Source organism: Streptomyces sp. NPDC038213 (assembly GCF_055600495.1).
Map to the genome: position 1 here is coordinate 502,717 of NZ_JBVJYM010000002.1, position 20,375 is coordinate 523,091.

Below are 20,375 nucleotides of genomic sequence, written 5' to 3' on the forward strand. Positions count from 1 at the left end.
GCGCACGGTGCGCTCAATCGCCGCGCGGGCTGGATTGTGCTGCGCAAAATCATCAGCCCTGCGCGGCGGCAAAATCCAGCCCCGCCAGGGGGTCCCCCCGGACGAAGTCTGGGGGAGTTTGAGGCGCGGGGTCCGGGGCGGAGCCCCGGGAAAAGGGAACGGCGCCCCGGAGGGCGCCGTTCGGGGTGGGGCGGGGCCCCGGGGAGGGTCAGGCCTTGCGGAGGGCGAAGGTCAGGGACAGGGGCTCGTCCGTGAACGGGGCCCCGTACGAACCGTCCGCCGCACCGGCCGCGAAGTCCGTGGCCAGCACCTCGTCCGCGATCAGCGCCGCATGGTCCGTGAGGGCCGTCACGACCTCCGGGTCCGCGGAGGACCACCGCAGGGCGATCCGGTCGGCGACGTCCAGGCCGGAGTTCTTCCGGGCCTCCTGGATCAGGCGGATCGCGTCCCGGGCGAGCCCGGCGAGCCGCAGCCCGGGGGTGATCTCCAGGTCGAGGGCGACCGTCGCACCCGACTCGGAGGCCACGGACCAGCCCTCGCGCGGGGTCTCCGTGATGATGACCTCCTCGGGGGAGAGGGCCACCTCCTCGCCGTTCACCGTGACCACGGCCTCGCCGGTCCGCAGCGCCTGCGACAGGGCCGCGGCGTCGGCGGCGGCCACGGCCTTGGCCACGTCCTGCACGCCCTTGCCGAAGCGCTTGCCCAGCGCCCGGAAGTTCGCCTTCGCCGTCGTGTCGACCAGCGAGCCGCCGACCTCCGAGAGGGAGGCCAGGGAGGAGACGTTCAGCTCCTCCGTGATCTGGGCCTGGAGCTCCGGCGACAGGGCGTCGAACCCGGCCGCCCCGACCAGGGCCCGGGACAGCGGCTGGCGGGTCTTGACCCCGGACTCCGCGCGCGTGGCGCGGCCCAGTTCGACCAGCCGGCGGACCAGCGCCATCTGCTGGGACAGCTCGGTGTCCACGGCCGCCGCGTCCGCCGCCGGCCAGGTCGACAGGTGCACCGACTCGGGGGCGTCCGGCGTGACCGGGACCACCATGTCCTGCCAGACCCGCTCGGTGATGAACGGGGTCAGCGGGGCCAGCAGCCGGGTGACCGTCTCGACCACCTCGTGCAGCGTGCGCAGCGCCGCCTTGTCGCCCTGCCAGAAGCGGCGGCGGGAGCGGCGCACGTACCAGTTCGACAGGTCGTCGACGAAGGCGGACAGCAGCTTGCCGGCCCGCTGGGTGTCGTAGGCCTCCATGGCCTCGGTGACCTCGCCGACGAGCGCGTTCAGCTCGGAGAGCAGCCAGCGGTCGAGAACGGTGCGCTCGGCCGGGGCCGGGTCGGCGGCCGAGGGGGCCCACTGCGAGGTACGGGCGTACAGGGCCTGGAAGGCCACGGTGTTCCAGTACGTCAGGAGGGTCTTGCGGACCACTTCCTGGATGGTGCCGTGGCCGACGCGGCGCGCCGCCCACGGGGAGCCGCCGGCCGCCATGAACCAGCGGACCGCGTCGGCCCCGTGCTGGTCCATCAGCGGGATGGGCTGGAGGATGTTGCCCAGGTGCTTGGACATCTTGCGGCCGTCCTCGGCGAGGATGTGGCCCAGGCAGACCACGTTCTCGTAGGAGGACTTGTCGAAGACCAGGGTGCCGACGGCCATCAGCGTGTAGAACCAGCCGCGGGTCTGGTCGATGGCCTCCGAGATGAACTGCGCCGGGTAGCGCTTCTCGAAGACCTCCTTGTTCTTGTACGGGTAGCCCCACTGCGCGAACGGCATCGAACCCGAGTCGTACCAGGCGTCGATGACCTCCGGCACGCGCACCGCTTCGAGGGAGCAGCCCTCGGCGGTGCAGGTGAAGGTCACGTCGTCGATGTACGGGCGGTGCGGGTCGAGGTCCGCGTGGTCCCGGCCGGACAGCTCGGAGAGCTCGGCGCGGGAGCCGACGCAGGTGAGGTGGTCCTCCTCGCAGCGCCAGATGGGCAGCGGGGTGCCCCAGTAGCGGTTGCGGGACAGGGCCCAGTCGATGTTGTTGTTCAGCCAGTCGCCGAAGCGGCCCTGCTTGACCGACTCCGGGAACCAGTTCGTCTTCTCGTTCTCCCGCAGCATCGCGTCCTTGACGGCGGTGGTGCGGATGTACCAGGACGGCTGGGCGTAGTACAGCAGCGCGGTGTGGCAGCGCCAGCAGTGCGGGTAGCTGTGCTCGTAGGAGATGTGGCGGAAGAGCAGGCCGCGGGCGTCGAGGTCGGCGGTCAGCTGCTCGTCGGCCTTCTTGAAGAACACCCCGCCGACCAGCGGGACCTCCTCCTCGAAGGTGCCGTCGGGGCGGACCGGGTTCACGACGGGCAGGCCGTACGCGCGGCAGACCGCGAGGTCGTCGGCGCCGAAGGCCGGGGCCTGGTGGACCAGACCGGTACCGTCCTCGGTGGTGACGTACTCGGCGTTGACGACGTAGTGCGCCTCGGCGGGGAACTCGACGAGGGAGAACGGGCGCTCGTACGACCAGCGCTCCATCTCCTTGCCCGTGAACGACTGCCCGGTGGTCTCCCAGCCCTCGCCGAGGGCCTTCTCGACCAGCGGCTCGGCGACGACGACCTTCTCCTCGCCGTTGGTGGCGACGACGTAGGCCACGTCCGGGTGCGCGGCGACCGCGGTGTTGGACACCAGGGTCCACGGGGTCGTCGTCCACACCAGCAGCGCGGCCTCGCCGGCGAGCGGGCCGGAGGACAGCGGGAAGCGCACGTACACGGAGGGGTCGACGACCGTCTCGTAGCCCTGCGCGAGCTCGTGGTCGGACAGGCCGGTGCCGCAGCGGGGGCACCAGGGGGCCACGCGGTGGTCCTGGACCAGCAGGCCCTTGTTGAAGATCTCCTTCAGGGACCACCAGACCGACTCCACGTACTCCGGGTCCATGGTCCGGTACGCGTCGTCCAGGTCCACCCAGTAGCCCATGCGGGTGGTGAGCTCGGCGAAGGCGTCGGTGTGGCGGGTCACGGACTCGCGGCACTTGGCGTTGAACTCGGCGATGCCGTACGCCTCGATGTCCTGCTTGCCGTTGAACCCGAGCTCCTTCTCGACGGCGAGCTCGACGGGCAGGCCGTGGCAGTCCCAGCCGGCCTTGCGGGCCACGTGGTAGCCGCGCATGGTGCGGAAGCGGGGGAAGACGTCCTTGAAGACGCGGGCCTCGATGTGGTGCGCACCGGGCATTCCGTTGGCGGTGGGCGGGCCCTCGTAGAAGACCCACTCGGGGCGGCCCTCGGACTGCTCCAGGGTCTTCGCGAAGGTCTCGTGCTCCTGCCAGAACTCCAGCACGGCGTGCTCGAGGGCGGGCAGGTCGACCTGGGCGGGTACCGGACGGTACTGCGGCGGTGTGGTCATGAGGCTGAACTCTTCCTCCGGCGGGCTGGGTCTCCGACCGGAGGGACGAGGGCCTGGGCTCCCGCGGTACCACCCTCCTTGGCCCCCGGGACGCGCACCTGCGCGCCGGCGGCCCCCTCATTAGGGGCGCGAGCCGGTTCTACTCGCCCGAGGGGGTGCCTGCGGGCTTTCTTCCGGCGGCTCCGGGGTGATCCTTCGCATCGCGCTCGCCCCCGGGCTCGCACCGTCCCCGGGTCGCTCCTGGCTGCGTCCGACGCTACTCGTCCCCATCCATGCCTTTCGCTGGGCCCAGTGTACGGGCCGCGGGACGGGTCGGCAGACCGGATTACGGGGGGCGGGCGCTATGGCGGTCGCGGGGGCGCGGGAGCGGGGCGGGGGTCCCACGGACGGCCGGACGCGCCGGACCGGGCGCCGCCCGATCCGCCGGGGCGGATTACCGGGCGGCGAGCTGGGCACAAGGCAGGCAGGTCCGGGCCGACGGGAGCCGGGGCGGGTCCCGGTGGCGGCGCGAGCCGTTGCCGCGGCGTCCGAGTCGATTTATCGTCCCAGCACGACTCGCGTGCAAGATCACGATATGTGAAGGGGCCGCGGCCATGGTGGCGAAGAAGACCGCCGCGAAGAAGACGGCGTCCACGGATTCCGCCCGTGCGGGCGCCGGGAGGGCCGGGGGAGCCGCGGGCGGGAAGAGCACGGCCGCGGCCGGGACCGCGGCGGCGAAGAAGGCGCCGGCCCGGAAGACCGCGGCCGTGAAGACGGCCTCGAAAACGGCCGTGAAGACGGCCTCGAAAACGGCCGTGAAGACGGCTGCGAAAACGGCCGTGAAGTCGAAAACGGCCGTGAAGACGGCTGTGAAGACAGCCGGGAAGGCAGCGGGGACACCGGCCGTGAAGACGGCGCAGGCCGCCGGCCGGGGTGCGGCGAAGAAGACGGCCGCGCGGAAGACCGCGGCCGACGGGGCGGCCGAGGCCGCCGGAGGCGAGCAGACGGGAGCCGAAGTGGCCGCCAAGAAGAGCACGGGCACGGGCAGGGCCGGGACCGCGGCGGCCAGGAAGGCGGCGGAGGCCGCCACCAGCGGCCTCCCCAAGGCCGCGGCCGTCGCCGCCCCAGCCGCCCCCGGCGAGCTGGCCGTCCGGCCGGGGGAGGACCCGTGGACCCCGGACGAGGTCGCGGACGCCCGGGCCGAGCTGGAGAGCGAGGTCCTGCGGCTGCGCGCCGAGCTGCACGCCTCCGAGGAGGCGATCACCGGCCTGATGCGCGATTCGGGCGACGGCGCCGGGGACGACCAGGCGGACACCGGGGCGAAGAACATCACGCGGGAGCACGAGCTCTCCCTGGCCTCGATCGCCCGGGACATGCTGGAGCAGTCCGAGCGGGCCCTGGAGCGCCTGGAGACCGGCACGTACGGCGTCTGCGAGAACTGCGGCAACCCCATCGGGAAGGCCCGGATGCAGGCCTTCCCCCGGGCCACCCTGTGCGTGGAGTGCAAGCAGAAGCAGGAGCGCCGCCACTAGGACGCCTACGCCTGTCCCGCCGGACCCCGACCGGCCTGCGCCAGGGGGGTCCGGCGGGGCGTGACGTACTCTCGTGGGGTCGAGCACTTGAGTCGAGGGAATCCACGTGGCAGAGGCGGAGCGCACCATCGATACGCCAGGCGTTGAGGAAGCCGGTCCCGAGGCCGCGCAGCCCGGGGGCCGGCGCCGGATCGCGGCGCTGCTCGCGGTCGCCGTGGTCGCGTACCTCCTCGACCTCGGCAGCAAGATGCTCGTGGTCGCCAGGCTGGAGCACGAGGCGCCCATCGAGATCATCGGCGACCTGCTCAAGTTCGAGGCGGTGCGCAACCCCGGCGCGGCCTTCGGCTTCGGCGAGGCCTTCACCATCCTCTTCACGATCATCGCGGCGACCGTGATCGTGGTCATCGTGCGCCTGGCCCGCAAGCTCTACAGCCTGCCCTGGGCCATCGCGCTGGGCCTGCTGCTCGGCGGTGCGCTGGGCAATCTGACCGACCGGATCTTCCGCTCCCCGGGCGTGTTCCGCGGGGCCGTGGTCGACTTCATCGCCCCCGCGCACTTCGCCGTCTTCAACCTCGCGGACTCCGCGATCGTGTGCGGCGGCATCCTGATCGTGATCCTGTCCTTCCGGGGCCTGGACCCGGACGGCACCGTCCACAAGGACTGACCGCCGCGGACGGGCCGGTGCGCGAGTCCGGCATACTCGACGGGTGAGTACGATTCCCGAGGTCCGCACCCTGCCCGTCCCCGATGGCCTGGAGGGCGAGCGCGTCGACGCCGCCATCTCCCGCATGTTCGGGTTCTCCCGCACCAAGGCGGCCGAGCTGGCCGCCGCCGGCAAGGTGTCGGTCGACGGCAGCGTCGTCGGGAAGTCCGAGCGGGTGCACGGCGGTGCCTGGCTCGAGGTCGAGATGCCCGCCCCGCCGCGACCCGTGGAGATCGTCGCGGAGCCCGTCGAGGGCATGGAGATCGTCCACGACGACGAGGACATCGTCGTGATCATGAAGCCGGTCGGCGTGGCCGCGCACCCGAGCCCCGGCTGGACCGGCACCACCGTGATCGGCGGGCTCGCTGCCGCCGGGTACCGGATCTCCACCTCCGGGGCCGCCGAGCGCCAGGGCATCGTGCACCGCCTCGACGTCGGCACCTCCGGCCTGATGGCCGTCGCCAAGTCGGAGCGCGCGTACACCTCGCTGAAGCAGCAGTTCCGCGAGCGGATCGTCGACAAGCGCTACCACACCCTCGTCCAGGGCCACCCGGACCCGATGAGCGGCACGATCGACGCCCCCATCGGCCGGCACCCGAACCACGACTACAAGTGGGCCGTGATCCAGGACGGCAAGGCCTCGGTCACGCACTACGACCTCATCGAGGCCTTCCGCTCCGCCTCCCTGCTCGACATCAAGCTGGAGACGGGCCGCACGCACCAGATCCGCGTGCACATGTCCGCGCACCGCCACCCCTGCGTCGGCGACCTGACCTACGGCGCCGACCCCACGATCGCCAAGCGCCTCGGACTGACCCGGCAGTGGCTGCACGCGGTGCGCCTCGGCTTCGAGCACCCGGCCGACGGCCAGTGGGTCGAGTTCGAGAGCTCGTACCCCGCCGACCTGCAGCACGCCCTCGACGTCATCCGCGCCGAGAGCGAGTGACCCGGTGACCGCGCCCGCCGCTGCCGGCGGCTACGGGGTCCGTGTCGCGGAGTCCGAGGCGGACCGCGCCGCCTGCTTCGCCGTCCGCGAGGAGGTCTTCGTGGGGGAGCAGTCCGTCCCCGCGGAGATCGAGTACGACGCCCACGACGCGGACGCCCTCCACGTGCTCGCCGTGGCCGCCGACGGCAGCCCGCTGGGCACCGGCCGGCTGCTCGACGGGATCGAGGGGCCCGGCATCGGCTCCCTCGGCCGGCTCGCCGTGGCCAAGGCGGCCCGGGGGCTCGGCGTGGGCGCGGCCCTGGTCAGGGCCATCGAGGCGGAGGCGGCCCGGCGCGGGTTCACCGCGGTGGACCTGCACGCGCAGACCCACGCCCTCGGGTTCTACGAGCGGCTGGGCTACACGGCGTACGGGCCGGAGTTCCCGGACGCGGGCATCGCGCACCGGGCGATGCGCCGCGCGCTGTAGGGCGTACGACAGACCGTAGAGCCGGGACAAAACGCCCGACGCGCTGACCCGGAGCGGCGGGGGCCGCATGGCAGGGTGGGCGGGTGGATCAGCTCGCCCTCCTGTTCGTCCTGCTGCTCGGAGCCGTGGTCACGGTCCCGCTCGGGGACCGCCTCGGACTTCCCGCGCCGGTGCTGATGACCCTCGGGGGCGTGGTCCTCGCGCTCGTGCCCGTGGTGCCGAACGTCGACATCCCGCCCGAGTACATCCTCCCGCTCGTCCTGCCCCCGCTGCTGTACGCCTCCGTGCAGCGGACCTCCTGGCGGCAGTTCGCCGCCAACGTGCGGCCCATCCTGCTGCTGGCCGTGGCCCTGGTCTTCGTGACCACCGCGGCCGTGGCCGGAGTGGCGAACGCCCTGGTCCCGGGGCTGCCCATCGCCGCGGCCCTGGCCCTCGGCGCCCTCGTGGCCCCGCCCGACCCGGTGGCCGCCACCGCCGTCGCGGGCTCCCTGGGGCTGCCCCGCCGGCTCGTGTCGATCCTGGAGGGCGAGGGGCTCTTCAACGACGTCACGGCCATCGTGCTCTACCACGTGGCCGTGGCCGCGGTGGTCAGCGGCACCTTCTCCTGGCCCGAGGCCCTCGGCGAGTTCGTGCTCTCCGCCGTGGTCGCCGTGGCCGTCGGGCTGGCCCTGGGCTGGGCCGCCGCCCGCCTGATGGACCGGCTCGGGGACGCCACCCTGCAGATCGGGCTCACCCTCCTCGTGCCCTTCGTGGCCTACGTCCTGGCCGAGGAGTTCAAGGGCTCCGGGGTGCTCGCCGTCCTCACCACCGCCCTCTTCCTCGGCGAGTACGCCAACGACGCCGACGACGTCCTCGGCCGACTCGCCGGGCACACCTTCTGGGAGGTCGTGGACACCCTGGTCACCGGGGTGGCCTTCGGGCTGATCGGCCTGGAACTGCACGCCGTGTTCGGCACGGCCTCCGGGCGGGTCTGGGACATGGTCGGCTGGGCCGCCGCCGTGCTCGCGGTCGTGGTCGGCGTCCGCCTGGTGTGGCTGCTGCCCGCGGCCTGGCTGGCCAAGAAGCTGCACGACCGGCGGGACGTCGACGAGGAGATCCCGCTGAGCTGGCGCGAGAGCACCGTCATGTGGTGGTCCGGGATGCGGGGCGTGGCCTCCGTGGCCCTGGCCCTCGCCCTGCCCCTGAGCACCGACGACGGCTCCCCCTTCCCCCAGCGGGACGTGATCGTCTTCATCGCCTTCGCCGTGGTCATGGGCACCCTCGTGGTGCAGGGGCTGACCCTGCCCCGGGTGGTGCGGCTGCTGGGGGTGCGCGCCGACTCCGATGCCGAGCGGGCCTTCGAGCGGGAGCTCGCGATCCGCGCCGCCAAGGCCGCGAAACGGCGCCTGAGGGAGATCGGCGAGGTCGAGGAGCTCCCCGAGGACCTGCTCGAACAGCTCCAGCGCCGGGCCTACGACGTGGGGGCGCGCATCAGCCCCGAGATGGTCGACGAGGAGCGGCGCGAGGCCTGGATGCAGCGCAGCGCGCGGCTGCGCTCCCTCCAGCGGATCCAGCGCGAGATGATGTCCGCCGCCCGGCACGAGGTGCTGGCCGCCCGCAGCGAGCCCGGCGCCGACCCGGAGATCGTGGACCGGGTCCTGCGCCACCTCGACGTCAGGAGCCTGCGGCCGTAGCGGGGTCCGTGGGACCTGAAGGGTCAGTGGGATCTGAGGGGCCCGTGGGATCTGCGGGGCCTGCGGAGCCGCCGGGACCTGCGGGGCCCGCGGGCCCGTCCGTGCCGGTTCCCGGCCGCGGGACGGCCTCGGCGGTGGTGACCCGGGGGAGGGCGTACGGGTGCTCCGCGACCAGCCAGGCGACCAGCCGCTCCCGGACCTCGCAGCGCAGGGTCCAGATGTCGTCGCCGTCCTTCGCGCTGACCACCGCCCGCACCTGGATCGTGGTCGGCGTGGCGTCGGTGACCAGCAGCCCGCTCTTGCGGCCGTCCCATGCGGGGCACTCGCGGAGCACGGCGTCGAGCCGGGCCCGCAGCAGGGCCACCGGGGCGCTGTGGTCGAGGTGCAGGAAGACCGTGCCCGTCATCTCGGCCCCGCCGCGCGACCAGTTCTCGTACGGCTTGGCGGTGAAGTACGAGACGGGCATGGTGATCCGGCGCTCGTCCCAGGTGCGCACCACGAGGAAGGTCAGCGTGATCTCCTCGACCCGGCCCCACTCCCCGTCCACCACCACCGTGTCGCCGATGCGCACGGTGTCCCCGAAGGCGATCTGGAGCCCGGCGAAGAGGTTGCCCAGGGTGGACTGGGCGGCGATGCCGGCGACGATGCCGAGGATGCCGGCGGAGGCGAGCACGGAGGCGCCGACCGTGCGCATCTGCGGGAAGGTCAGCAGCATCGCCGACAGGGCGACCACCCCGACGGCCGCCGCCACCACCCGCCGGATCAGGGTCACCTGGGTGCGGACCCGGCGCACCCGGGCGCTGTCCTCGCCGGCGGCCGCGGCGTAGCGGGCGTACGCGGTGTCGACCGCGGCCGTGCTGATGCGGACGAGCAGCCAGGCCGCGGCCCCGATCAGGACCAGCCACAGGACGTGCTCGACCCCCGCCTCCTGGTCGCGGAGCACCTCGGCCCGGTCGTGGAAGCCGAGCAGCAGGGCGGTGGCGAGCACCAGCTGGAAGGGGACGCGGCAGCGGCGCAGCAGTCCCCACAGCGGGGTTTCGCCGTGCCGGGCGTCGGCCCGGCGCAGCAGCAGGTCGAGCAGGCCGCCGGCGATCAGGGTCAGCGCCAGGACGGCGGCGGCGACGATCAGGGGGCGCAGGACGTTCTCCACAGACGGACCTCCCTCGGAGGAGCCTCCTCCGCAGCGACCGTAGCCGACCGCCGCGGGCCGGTGCTGGCACGATGGGGCCATGAACATCATGCTTTTCCACTCGGCGTACGGGCTGCGGCCCGCGGTGCACGCGGCGGCCGACCGGCTGCGCGCGGCGGGGCACGAGGTGCACGTACCGGACCTCTACGAGGGGCGCACCTTCGAGACCGTCGAGGACGGGATGGCCTACCGGGACGAGGTGGGCACGGACGAGCTGCTGCGGCGGGCCGTGCTCGCGGCCGCCCCCTACTCCGAGCGCGGGCTCGTCTACGCGGGCCTGTCTCTGGGAGCCGCGATGGCCCAGCACCTGTGCTTCGCCGACGCCAGGGCGCGCGGATTGCTGCTCCTGCACGGTACGGCGGACATCGCGGACGCGGCGCAGCTGCCCGACGAGCTGCCGGTGCAGCTGCACATCGCCGACCCGGACCCCTTTGAACCGCACGACTGGCTGACGGCCTGGTACCTGCGGATGCAGCGGGCGGGGGCGGACGTGGAGGTGCACCGCTACCCGGGCGCCGGCCACCTGTTCACGGACCCGGACCTGCCGGACTACGACGCGGAGGCCGCGGAGCAGGCCTGGAAGACGGCGGTGGGCTTCCTCGACACGTTCTGAGCGGGTACGGCGGGAAGGGGCGCGGTCCGGCACCAGCCGGGCCGCGCCCCTTCCGTGTGCTCAGGCGCTCACGTGCTCAGGCGCTCAGGAGCCCGGCAGCTCAGGCGCCGCGGTACGCGGTCCAGTTGCTCTGCATGCGCGCCACCTGGCCGGCGGTGAACTGGTACATGCAGGAGTCGTACGTGTAGTCCATGAAGTTGCGGATGGGGTCGGCACCCGGCTTGCTGGCGCAGGTGTCGCGGCCCACCGGGCACTCGTACGCGGCGCTCTTCTCGGCCGGGGTGTCGGAGACGTAGTCGCCGTTCCCGTTGCAGCCGCCCTGGAAGGTGTGGTAGAGGCCCATCCAGTGGCCGACCTCGTGGGTGCCGGTGTCGCCCTCGTTGTAGTTGGCGGAGGAGCCGCCCGGCAGCGAGGAGTCGAGGAGGACCACGCCGTCCATGCTCGGGTTGGAGCTGTACGAGCTCGGGAAGGTGGCCCAGCCGAGCAGCCCGCCCGAGAGCTTGGCGGTGTAGATGTTCAGCGCGCCCGCGCCGCCCTTGCGCAGGGTCGACTTCATGTTCTTCTCGGCCGTGGAGCCGGACGCCAGGTTGTACCAGGTGGCGTTGTCCGTGTAGTCGGTCGAGACCAGCGAGAACTGGTAGTTGGTGTTCACGTTGCCGGTGCCGACCCCGCCGAAGGCGGAGTTCAGCACGGCCATCTGCTTGCCGATGTCGGTCGAGGTCAGCTTGCCGGCGGTGCCGGAGTGGATGACGTGGAAGTAGACCGGGATGGTCGTGACGGCCTCGGCGGCGCGCAGGCTGCGGGGGGTCTGCGCCTTCTTCGAGAGCTTGTTCCTCAGCTCGGCGTCCATGGCCTTGGCCTGGGCGTCGGTGACCTCGTTGGGCTCCTTGGCGTGCGCGCCGTCCTTGGGGCGGGCGACGCGGGCGGCCGCGGCGGCACCCTCGTGGCCGTGGGTGTCCTCCTCGATGCAGATCTCGGCGCCGGTCTTCGGCGCGGCGGCGACCGTGACCGGGGCGGAGAAGGAACCGAAGGCCAGGGTGCCCGCGAGGACGGCGGTACCGAGGGCGCGGCGGCGGAGCGTGGGGGATATGCGGGCGAGAGCGCGCACGTGAACTCCTCGCAAAATCATGGGGGGCAGCGGGTGGTGATCCACTCGCTGGCAGCGGAGTTTACGTGTGCATGTCAGGCGGGAGTCAAGAACTTTCGGCCAACAAACGATCAGGCCGCCCGGATCATAAGCCGGGCGGCCTGCTCGCCGTAAGAGTTTGAGCGTGCGTCAGCGGACCGGCTGCTGGACCCGCTCGACCTTCTGCGTACCGTTCAGCGTGCGGTACGAACGCGACCACGAGGTGCCCGCGTCGGCCCGCCGCTTGTCGGACACCACGAAGTAGTCCATCTGCGTGCGCTCGGCGGTCACATCGAGCACCCCGTACCCGTGCGAGTCCATCTCCACCCACTTGACGTGCCGGTTCGCCGCGCGGACGGCCGTCTCGGCGGCCACCGAGACGGTGCGCGGGGCGACGTGCAGGATGTCGTCGATGTTGTCGGAACTCACCGAGGTGACCACGAACTCCGTGGCGGCGGACCGCGACAGCGGGTAGGTCGCCGCGGTCACCGGGACCTCGTTCGCGAAGGACATGTGGATATCGCCGGTGAGGAAGACCGTGTTCTTCACGTTCCGCTGGGTCAGGTGGCCGAGCAGCTCCTTCCGGTCGTCCGTGTAGCCGTCCCACTGGTCCACGTTGACTGCCAGTCCACCCGCGGGCAGGCCCATCAGCTCGCCGAGCGGGCCCAGCAGGTGCGCCGGTACGGAGCCGAACGCCAGCGGCGAGATCATCACCGAGGTGCCGACCAGCTTCCAGGTCGCGTCCGAGCCGGCCAGCCCCGCCTTCAGCCAGTCCAGCTGCGCCCGCCCGGTGAGGGTGCGCTCCGGGTCGTCGACCGAGCCGCTGCCCGTCTTCGCCTGCGGGGAGCGGAAGGAGCGCAGGTCCAGCAGGTGCAGGTCGGCCAGGGAGCCGAAGCGCAGCCGCCGGTAGACCGTGCCCTCCGTGGAGGTGCGTACGGGCATCCACTCGAAGTAGGCCTGGCGGGCGGCCGCGGCGCGGGCCGCCCAGTCGCCCTCGGTGCCGGGGGTGTGGTTCTCGGCCCCGCCGGTCCAGGCGTCGTTCGCGAACTCGTGGTCGTCCCAGATGGCGATGACCGGGTGCGCGGCGTGCAGCGCCTGGAGGTCCGCGTCCGTCTTGTACGTGGCGTGGCGCAGGCGGTAGTCGGCGAGGGTGGTGATCTCGTGCCGCGGCTCGTGCGGGCGCACGGTGTACTTCGCCTCGGGGTAGGACCCGCTGCCGTACTCGTAGATGTAGTCGCCCAGGTGCAGGACCGCGTCGAGGTCGGTGCGGGCGGCCAGGTGGCGGTAGGCCGAGAAGTGCCCCGACTCCCAGTTCGCGCAGGACGCCACGCCGAAGCGGACCCCCGTGGCCGCGGAGTCGTGGGCGGGCGCGGTGCGGGTGCGGCCCGCGGGGGAGGAGGTGCCCCCGGCGGTGAAGCGGAACCAGTAGGCGGTGGCCGGGCGCAGGCCGCGCACGTCCGCCTTGACGGTGTGGTCGGCCGCGGCCGCGGCCGTGGTGGTGCCGCGGGCGGTGATCCGGGAGAAGGCCCGGTCCTCGGCCACCTCCCAGTGCACCTCGGTGTCGGGGCCCAGGCCGGAGCCGGGCACGGCTGCGGGGACCGGGGTGACGCGGGTCCACAGGAGGACCCCGTCGGGCAGCGGGTCGCCGGAGGCGACCCCGTGGAGGAAGGCGGGGGCGTCGGCCCCGGCCGCGTGGGCGGTCGCCGTCCCCACGGCGGCCTGCGCGGCGAAGGGAGCGAACGCGGCGGTGGCGGCAGCGGCCTTGACGACCGTGCGGCGCCGCGGCGCTGCGGCAGAAGAGGAGTGAAGACTGGTCACGGATGATCATATTACTGAGCGGTAGTCACTCTCCGACACCCCTGCGACACACAACGGGCGGGCGAACCCGCAGAGTTCGCCCGCCCGTTGCCCGGTCTTGACCCGGCGTCAGCCCTTCAGGGCCTTGTCGATCGCCTCCGTGAAGGACTGCGGGGTCTGCGGGGTCTCGATCTTCTTGCCGTCCATCTTCAGCGTCGGGGTGCCCTGCACCCCGCTCTTGTCGAAGGCCTTCGACATCTCGACCGCCCAGCGGTCGTACGTGCCGTCCTCGACCGCCTTCTTGAAGGCCGCGTTGCCCTTCAGCGCCGGCACCGAGTCCGCCACCTTCAGCAGGTACGCGTCCTTCGCGAACTCGTCCTTGTTCTCCTCGGGGTGGTTCTCGGCCGAGTACAGCGCCGACTTGTACGCGAGGAAGGCGTCCGGGCCCTCGTTCAGGGCCGCGCCGAGGGCGCTCAGGGCGTTGCGGGAGCCGGTGCCGGGGGCGCCGTTGTCGATGAAGGTCGCGCCGACGAACTTGAGCTTGTACTTGCCCGCGTCCACGTCCTTCTTGATCTGCTCGCCGTTGGCCTGCTCGAAGGTCGCGCAGACGGGGCAGCGGGCGTCCTCGTACAGCTCCAGGGTCTTCTTGGCGGCCGGCTTGCCGATGACGACCTCGGTGCCCTTCTCGCCGGAGGCGTTCTTCGGGACGGTGAGGGGGGCGGTGGCCGCCGCGTCCCACTCCGAGGGCTTGTTGCTCTGGACGACGGCGTAGCCGATGCCGCCCGCGACCACCAGGACCGCGGCGGCCGTACCGGCCACGATCAGCTGGCGGCGGGTCTTGTCCTTCTTGGCCTGGATCTCGCGCTCGGCGCGCATCCGCTCGCGGGCCGCGTCCTTGTTCGCCTTGCTGTTGCGGTTGCTCATGGTGAATCTCCGTGGGTGCTGCGTCAGGGTTGTGGGTGGACTGCCGTGCTCAGGCGCCGGTGGGCGCCGGTACGGGCGGCCCTCGCAGGCCCACGGAGTGCACGGGGAACCGGGTACGGGCCACGGACCCGTACCGCCGGGCCGCTGCGGGGCCGCCGGGCGCCGGCCGGCCCCGGTGCCGTACGGCGGCCAGCGCCGTGCCCAGCGGGCGGAAGGCCAGGGTCCCGGCCGCGGCCAGCAGCCGGCCCACGGCCCGCTCGCCGCGCCACAGCCAGAAGGCGGCCAGCAGGCCCACCGAGACGTGCACGCCCAGCAGCAGCCAGGGGGTCAGCGGATCGGGGGAGACCAGCAGGGCGGCGGCCTCCCCGGGGGCGCGGCCGGGCACCCCGGGCACCCCCACCCCGGCGAGCGCGGAGCCGACCGGGGTGCCGCCGCACAGCACGTCGAGCCCGACGGCCCGCAGCGGTCCCGAGACCGGCCCGCCGGCGGGCCCGTAGCAGACGTGCTGGCCCGAGGTGAAGACCGTGTCCGCGGCCAGCTCCAGCGGCACCAGCAGCCCGGCGATCCGCCAGAACCCGCGCTCGCGCCCGGCCAGGGCGAACGCGAGCCCGAAGACCCCGGCGCCCAGCGCACCGACCAGGACCGGGGGCAGGGCCGCCCCGGAGGCCAGCACGTGCGACGCGGCCGAGAGCAGCACGACGAAGGCGCTGAACAGCGCCGCCCGCAGTGCCCTCAGCCGGGTCCCCTTGAATTCCATCGCGGGGAAGTGTCCCACGAGAACCTGTGAAGAGAGGATTTTCGGCCCGGACCGCCCGTACCGGGACGAGCCGCCCCGGGTACCCGCTCCGGCCCGGCGGCCCGGCCGGGCGCTGCGGCCCCGCGGGCTCAGACCGCCAGCCGCCCGTTGCGGAACAGGTCCACGAAGATCTGGTGGTCGGCCCGCGCCCGGGCGCCGTACGCGTGGGCGAACTCCACCAGCAGCTCCGCGAAGGCCTCGCCGCCGTCCGCGTCCGCCGCTATGGCCGCGTCGATGGCCCGCTCCGTGGAGAACGGCACCAGCGACTGCCCGCTGCCGTGCTCGTCCGCCGCCGCGTGCATCGCCGCCGTGGCCCGCCCCAGGTCGGCCACCACGGCCGCCATCTCCGCCGGGTCGTCGATGTCCGACCAGTCCAGGTCCACCGCGTACGGGGAGACCTCCGCGACCAGCTGCCCGGCCCCGTCCAGCTCGGTCCAGCCCAGCCACGGGTCCGCGTGCGCCTGGAGGGCGCGCTGCGAGATCACCGTGCGGTGCCCCTCGTGCAGGAAGTAGTCGCGCACCGCCCGGTCCGCCACGTGCCGCGACACCGCAGGGGTCTGCGCCTGCTTGACGTAGATCACCACGTCGTTCTCCAGCGCGTCGCTGTGGCCCTCCAGCAGGATGTTGTACGAGGGCAGCCCGGCCGAGCCGATGCCCACGCCCCGCCGCCCCACCACGTCCTTGACCCGGTAGGAGTCCGGCCGCACCAGGCTCTCCTCCGGCAGGGTCTCCAGGTACCCGTCGAAGGCCGCCAGGACCTTGTAGCGCGTCGCCGCGTCCAGCTCAACCGCGCTGCCGCCGGAGGCGAACCGGCGCTCGTGGTCGCGGATCTCCGTCATCGAGTCCAGGAGCGCGAAGCGGGTCCGGGAGCGGGCCGCGCGCAGGGCGCCGAGCAGCGGCCCCTGCGCGGTCTCCAGGGTGAAGCTCGGCACCTCCTCCGTCCCGGCCCCGGCGGCCAGCCGGTGGATCCGCTCCCGGTAGGCGTGCGCGTACGTGCGCACCAGGTCGCCGATCTGGGCGTCGCTGAGCGCCTTCGTGTAGCCGAGCAGGGCCATCGAGGCGGCGAAGCGCTTGAGGTCCCAGGTGAAGGGGCCGACGTACGCCTCGTCGAAGTCGTTCACGTTGAAGACCAGGCGGCCGTTGGAGTCCATGTACGTGCCGAAGTTCTCGGCGTGGAGGTCGCCGTGGATCCAGACCCGGCCGGTGCGCTCGTCCACGTACCGCCCCTCGTGCTGCTCGCGCTCCAGGTCGGCGTAGAACAGGCAGGCCGTGCCCCGGTAGAAGGCGAAGGCCGAGGCCGCCATCTTGCGGAACTTGACCTCGAAGGCCGCGGGGTCGGCGGCCAGCAGCTCGCCGAAAGCGGTGTCGAACACGTCGAGGATCTCCTCGGCGCGCTGCTCGGTCGTGGTCTCGGGGACCGCCATGGCCGCTGCCTCCTGGTGCGGGTGGGACGGGTGCGCCGCGGGTGGCATGCGTCACACCGGTCGTGCCGGGTCGTTCGGGTGTTCTCCTAGGGTGCAACGCCCGACCGTACCGTTGCGTGCCCGGCCGCAGGACTCCGCCAGCGGGTCCCACGGCAGGGTTTCTGCCCCGGCTCTGTCCCCGGCGCGACGTAGACTTCGACGCTGTCCCCCCGTCCCGTCGGCGACCGCTCCCGGAGGTCCTGCGCCGTGTCACAGAAGCCGTTCACGCACCTGCACGTTCACACCCAGTACTCGCTGCTGGACGGGGCTGCGCGGCTCAAGGACATGTTCAGCGCGTGCAACGAGATGGGCATGACGCACATCGCCATGTCCGACCACGGCAACCTCCACGGGGCCTACGACTTCTTCCACTCGGCGAAGAAGGCGGGGGTCACGCCGATCATCGGCATCGAGGCGTACGTCGCCCCCGAGTCCCGGCGCAACAAGCGCCGCATCCAGTGGGGCCAGCCGCACCAGAAGCGCGACGACGTCTCCGGCTCCGGCGGCTACACCCACAAGACCATCTGGGCGGCGAACGACACCGGACTGCACAACCTCTTCCGGCTGTCCTCCGACGCGTACGCCGAGGGCTGGCTCACCAAGTGGCCCCGGATGGACAAGGAGACCATCTCCCAGTGGTCGGAGGGCCTGATCGCCTCCACCGGCTGCCCCTCGGGCGAGGTGCAGACCCGGCTGCGCCTGGGCCAGTTCGACGAGGCCGTCCAGGCCGCCTCGGACTACAAGGACATCTTCGGGGAGGGGCGCTACTTCCTGGAGCTGATGGACCACGGCATCGAGATCGAGCGCCGGGTCCGCGACGGGCTGCTGGAGATCGGCAAGAAGCTCGGCATCCCGCCCCTGGTGACGAACGACTCCCACTACACGTACGCGCACGAGGCGGGGGCGCACGACGCCCTGCTGTGCATCCAGACCGGCAAGAACCTCTCCGACCCCGACCGCTTCCGCTTCGACGGCTCCGGCTACTACCTGAAGTCGGCCGAGGAGATGTACGCCATCGACTCCTCGGACGCCTGGCAGGAGGGCTGCGCGAACACCCGGCTGGTCGCCGAGCAGGTCGACATCACGGGCATGTTCCAGGAGCGGAACCTCATGCCCAAGTTCGACATCCCGGAGGGCTACACCGAGATCACCTGGTTCCGCGAGGAGACCATGAGGGGGATGCACCGCCGCTTCCCCGGCGGGATCCCCGAGGACCGCATGAAGCAGGTCGAGTACGAGATGGACACCATCATCTCGATGGGCTTCCCGGGGTACTTCCTCGTGGTCGCCGACTTCATCATGTGGGCCAAGAACCAGGGCATCGCGGTGGGCCCCGGCCGCGGCTCCGCGGCCGGCTCGATCGTCGCGTACGCCCTCGGCATCACCGACCTCGACCCCATCCCGCACGGCCTGATCTTCGAGCGGTTCCTGAACCCCGAGCGCATCTCCATGCCCGACGTCGACATCGACTTCGACGAGCGCAGGCGCGTCGAGGTGATCAGGTACGTGACCGAGAAGTACGGCCAGGACAAGGTCGCCATGATCGGCACGTACGGCACCATCAAGGCCAAGAACGCCATCAAGGACTCCGCCCGCGTCCTCGGCTACCCCTACGCCATGGGCGACCGGCTCACCAAGGCCATGCCCGCCGACGTCCTCGGCAAGGGCATCCCGCTCTCCGGCATCCTCGACCCGCAGCACCCCCGCTACAGCGAGGCCGGCGAGATCCGCTCGATGTACGAGAACGAGCCCGACGTGAAGAAGGTCATCGACACCGCCCGCGGCGTCGAGGGCCTGGTCCGCCAGATGGGCGTGCACGCGGCCGGCGTGATCATGTCCAGCGAGCGGATCACCGACCACGTACCGGTCTGGGTCCGGCACACCGACGGCGTGACCATCACCCAGTGGGACTACCCGAGCTGCGAATCGCTCGGCCTGCTGAAGATGGACTTCCTCGGCCTGCGCAACCTCACGATCATGGACGACGCCGTCAAGATGGTGAAGGCCAACAAGGGGATCGACATCGACCTCCTGGCCCTCCCGCTCGACGACCCCAAGACCTTCGAGCTGCTCGGCCGCGGCGACACCCTCGGCGTGTTCCAGTTCGACGGCGGGCCCATGCGCTCCCTGCTGCGCCTGATGAAGCCCGACAACTTCGAAGACATCTCCGCCGTGTCCGCCCTGTACCGGCCGGGCCCGATGGGCATGAACTCGCACACGAACTACGCGCTGCGCAAGAACAAGCAGCAGGAGATCACCCCGATCCACCCGGAGCTGGAGGAGCCGCTCCGGGAGGTCCTGGACGTCACCTACGGCCTCATCGTGTACCAGGAGCAGGTGCAGAAGGCCGCCCAGATCATCGCCGGGTACTCCCTCGGCGAGGCCGACATCCTCCGCCGCGTGATGGGCAAGAAGAAGCCCGAGGAGCTGGCCAAGAACTTCGTGATCTTCGAGGCCGGAGCCAAGAAGAAGGGCTTCAGCGACGCCGCGATCAAGGCCCTCTGGGACGTGCTGGTCCCCTTCGCCGGCTACGCCTTCAACAAGGCCCACTCGGCCGCCTACGGCCTGGTCTCGTACTGGACGGCGTACCTCAAGGCGAACTACCCGGCCGAGTACATGGCCGGACTCCTCACCTCGGTCAAGGACGACAAGGACAAGTCCGCGATCTACCTGAACGAGTGCCGGCGCATGGGCATCAAGGTGCTCCCGCCGAACGTGAACGAGTCCGAGTCGAACTTCGCCGCCCAGGGCGACGACGTGATCCTCTTCGGCCTCACCGCCGTGCGCAACGTGGGCCAGAACGTCGTGGACTCGATCATCAAGACCCGCAAGGCCAAGGGGAAGTACTCCTCCTTCCCCGACTTCCTCGACAAGGTCGAGGCCGTGGTCTGCAACAAGCGGACCGTCGAGTCCCTGATCAAGTCCGGGGCCTTCGACGAGATGGGCCACACCCGCAAGGGCCTGGTCGCCCAGCACGAGCCGATGATCGACAACGTGGTCGCGGTCAAGCGCAAGGAGGCCGAGGGACAGTTCGACCTCTTCGGCGGCATGGGCGACGAGGGCGGCAGCGACGAGCCGGGCTTCGGCCTCGACGTGGAGTTCTCCGACCTGGAGTGGGAGAAGTCCTACCTGCTCGCCCAGGAGCGCGAGATGCTCGGCCTCTACGTCTCCGACCACCCGCTCTTCGGCCTGGAGCACGTGCTCTCCGACAAGACCGACGCCGGGATCTCCCAGCTCACCGGCGGAGAGCACGGGGACGGCGCCGTGGTCACCATCGGCGGCATCATCTCCGGCCTCCAGCGCAAGATGACCAAGCAGGGCAACGCCTGGGCCATCGCCACCGTCGAGGACCTGGCGGGCTCCATCGAGTGCATGTTCTTCCCGGCCACCTACCAGCTGGTCTCCACCCAGCTGGTCGAGGACACCGTGGTCTTCGTGAAGGGCCGCCTGGACAAGCGGGAGGACGTGCCCCGCCTGGTCGCGATGGAGATCATGGTCCCCGACCTGTCCTCCGCCGGGACCAACGCCCCCGTGGTCCTGACCATCCCCACCGTGAAGGTCACCCCGCCCATGGTCAGCCGGCTGGGTGAGATCCTGCGCCACCACAAGGGCAACACCGAGGTCCGGATCAAGCTCCAGGGCCCCCGCACCACCACCGTGCTCCGCCTCGACCGGCACCGGGTCCAGCCCGACCCCGCCCTCTTCGGCGACCTGAAGGTGCTGCTCGGCCCCTCCTGTCTGGCGGGGTAGCCGGCGGGGGCGGAGCCGGGTCGGACCCGGTGCCCGTACGGACGAGAAGGGCGCGCCCGGGGG

At 71.9% G+C, this 20,375-nt stretch carries 14 protein-coding genes; 7 read left to right on the forward strand and 7 right to left on the reverse strand.

Annotated features, from left to right (window positions below; all coding sequences use genetic code 11):
• Window positions 1-208: 208 nt before the first annotated feature.
• The gene (ileS, locus tag ACZ7JZ_RS04980; RefSeq protein WP_470933240.1) at window positions 209-3,355 is read right to left on the reverse strand and encodes an isoleucine--tRNA ligase; all 3,147 of its coding nucleotides are present in this window, start codon (window positions 3,353-3,355) and stop codon (window positions 209-211) included.
• A 593-nt stretch (window positions 3,356-3,948) separates the two neighbouring features.
• On the opposite strand from ileS, the gene ACZ7JZ_RS04985 reads away from it, so the two are divergent.
• From ACZ7JZ_RS04985 to ACZ7JZ_RS05005, 5 genes are all read left to right on the forward strand, one after another.
• The gene (locus ACZ7JZ_RS04985) at window positions 3,949-4,866 is read left to right on the forward strand and encodes a TraR/DksA family transcriptional regulator (RefSeq protein WP_470933242.1); all 918 of its coding nucleotides are present in this window, start codon (window positions 3,949-3,951) and stop codon (window positions 4,864-4,866) included.
• 106 nt (window positions 4,867-4,972) lie between these two features.
• On the forward strand, window positions 4,973-5,530 hold the full coding sequence (gene lspA, locus ACZ7JZ_RS04990; RefSeq protein ID WP_470933244.1) for a signal peptidase II: 558 nt from the start codon (window positions 4,973-4,975) through the stop codon (window positions 5,528-5,530).
• A gap of 43 nt (window positions 5,531-5,573) precedes the next feature.
• Window positions 5,574-6,515, forward strand: a complete 942-nt coding sequence (locus ACZ7JZ_RS04995; protein WP_470933246.1) for an RluA family pseudouridine synthase — start codon at window positions 5,574-5,576, stop codon at window positions 6,513-6,515.
• 4 nt (window positions 6,516-6,519) lie between these two features.
• Window positions 6,520-6,981 carry a GNAT family N-acetyltransferase gene (locus tag ACZ7JZ_RS05000; protein WP_470933248.1) on the forward strand — a complete coding sequence of 154 codons (462 nt, stop codon included), beginning with the start codon at window positions 6,520-6,522 and terminating at the stop codon, window positions 6,979-6,981.
• 83 nt (window positions 6,982-7,064) lie between these two features.
• Window positions 7,065-8,654 (forward strand): Na+/H+ antiporter, encoded by a 1,590-nt coding sequence (locus ACZ7JZ_RS05005; protein ID WP_470933250.1) that lies wholly within the window; start codon window positions 7,065-7,067, stop codon window positions 8,652-8,654.
• Here the strand turns inward: ACZ7JZ_RS05005 and ACZ7JZ_RS05010 are convergent.
• On the reverse strand, window positions 8,635-9,804 hold the full coding sequence (locus tag ACZ7JZ_RS05010) for a mechanosensitive ion channel family protein (protein WP_470933251.1): 1,170 nt from the start codon (window positions 9,802-9,804) through the stop codon (window positions 8,635-8,637). The two genes, ACZ7JZ_RS05005 and ACZ7JZ_RS05010, sit on opposite strands and share 20 nt — an antisense overlap.
• 79 nt (window positions 9,805-9,883) lie before the next feature.
• Here ACZ7JZ_RS05010 and ACZ7JZ_RS05015 point away from each other — a divergent pair, with 79 nt between their 5' ends.
• Entirely contained in the window at window positions 9,884-10,456 is a 573-nt protein-coding gene (locus ACZ7JZ_RS05015) for a dienelactone hydrolase family protein (RefSeq protein ID WP_470933253.1), read from the forward strand.
• A 100-nt stretch (window positions 10,457-10,556) separates the two neighbouring features.
• On the opposite strand, the gene ACZ7JZ_RS05020 is transcribed toward ACZ7JZ_RS05015, so the two are convergent.
• The 5 genes from ACZ7JZ_RS05020 to ACZ7JZ_RS05040 all read right to left on the reverse strand — a co-directional run bounded on the left by ACZ7JZ_RS05020 (window position 10,557) and on the right by ACZ7JZ_RS05040 (window position 16,523).
• Window positions 10,557-11,564 carry a zinc metalloprotease gene (locus ACZ7JZ_RS05020; protein ID WP_470933255.1) on the reverse strand — a complete coding sequence of 336 codons (1,008 nt, stop codon included), beginning with the start codon at window positions 11,562-11,564 and terminating at the stop codon, window positions 10,557-10,559.
• Window positions 11,565-11,732: 168 nt separating this feature from the next.
• Window positions 11,733-13,400, reverse strand: coding sequence for an alkaline phosphatase D family protein (locus tag ACZ7JZ_RS05025; RefSeq protein ID WP_470933257.1), 1,668 nt, complete (start codon window positions 13,398-13,400; stop codon window positions 11,733-11,735).
• A 108-nt stretch (window positions 13,401-13,508) separates the two neighbouring features.
• The gene (locus ACZ7JZ_RS05030; protein ID WP_470933259.1) at window positions 13,509-14,303 is read right to left on the reverse strand and encodes a DsbA family protein; all 795 of its coding nucleotides are present in this window, start codon (window positions 14,301-14,303) and stop codon (window positions 13,509-13,511) included.
• 49 nt (window positions 14,304-14,352) lie between these two features.
• On the reverse strand, window positions 14,353-15,060 hold the full coding sequence (locus ACZ7JZ_RS05035; protein WP_470933260.1) for a hypothetical protein: 708 nt from the start codon (window positions 15,058-15,060) through the stop codon (window positions 14,353-14,355).
• Window positions 15,061-15,188: 128 nt separating this feature from the next.
• Window positions 15,189-16,523: a DUF2252 domain-containing protein gene (locus ACZ7JZ_RS05040; protein WP_470933262.1), complete on the reverse strand. Its 1,335-nt coding sequence runs from the start codon at window positions 16,521-16,523 to the stop codon at window positions 15,189-15,191.
• Between the two features lie 246 nt (window positions 16,524-16,769).
• On the opposite strand from ACZ7JZ_RS05040, the gene dnaE reads away from it, so the two are divergent.
• Window positions 16,770-20,312, forward strand: a complete 3,543-nt coding sequence (dnaE, locus tag ACZ7JZ_RS05045; protein ID WP_470933264.1) for a DNA polymerase III subunit alpha — start codon at window positions 16,770-16,772, stop codon at window positions 20,310-20,312.
• The last annotated feature ends 63 nt before the right edge of the window (window positions 20,313-20,375 follow it).

Bases quoted from the DNA above. Each gene is read 5' to 3' on its own strand.
- ACZ7JZ_RS05040 (WP_470933262.1), bottom strand. From the start codon at position 16,523: ATGGCGGTCCCCGAGACCACGACCGAGCAGCGCGCCGAGGAGATCCTC.
- ACZ7JZ_RS05015 (WP_470933253.1), top strand. From the start codon at position 9,884: ATGAACATCATGCTTTTCCACTCGGCGTACGGGCTGCGGCCCGCGGTG.
- ACZ7JZ_RS04985 (WP_470933242.1), top strand. From the start codon at position 3,949: ATGGTGGCGAAGAAGACCGCCGCGAAGAAGACGGCGTCCACGGATTCC.
- ileS (WP_470933240.1), bottom strand. From the start codon at position 3,355: ATGACCACACCGCCGCAGTACCGTCCGGTACCCGCCCAGGTCGACCTG.
- ACZ7JZ_RS05035 (WP_470933260.1), bottom strand. From the start codon at position 15,060: ATGGAATTCAAGGGGACCCGGCTGAGGGCACTGCGGGCGGCGCTGTTC.
- ACZ7JZ_RS05030 (WP_470933259.1), bottom strand. From the start codon at position 14,303: ATGAGCAACCGCAACAGCAAGGCGAACAAGGACGCGGCCCGCGAGCGG.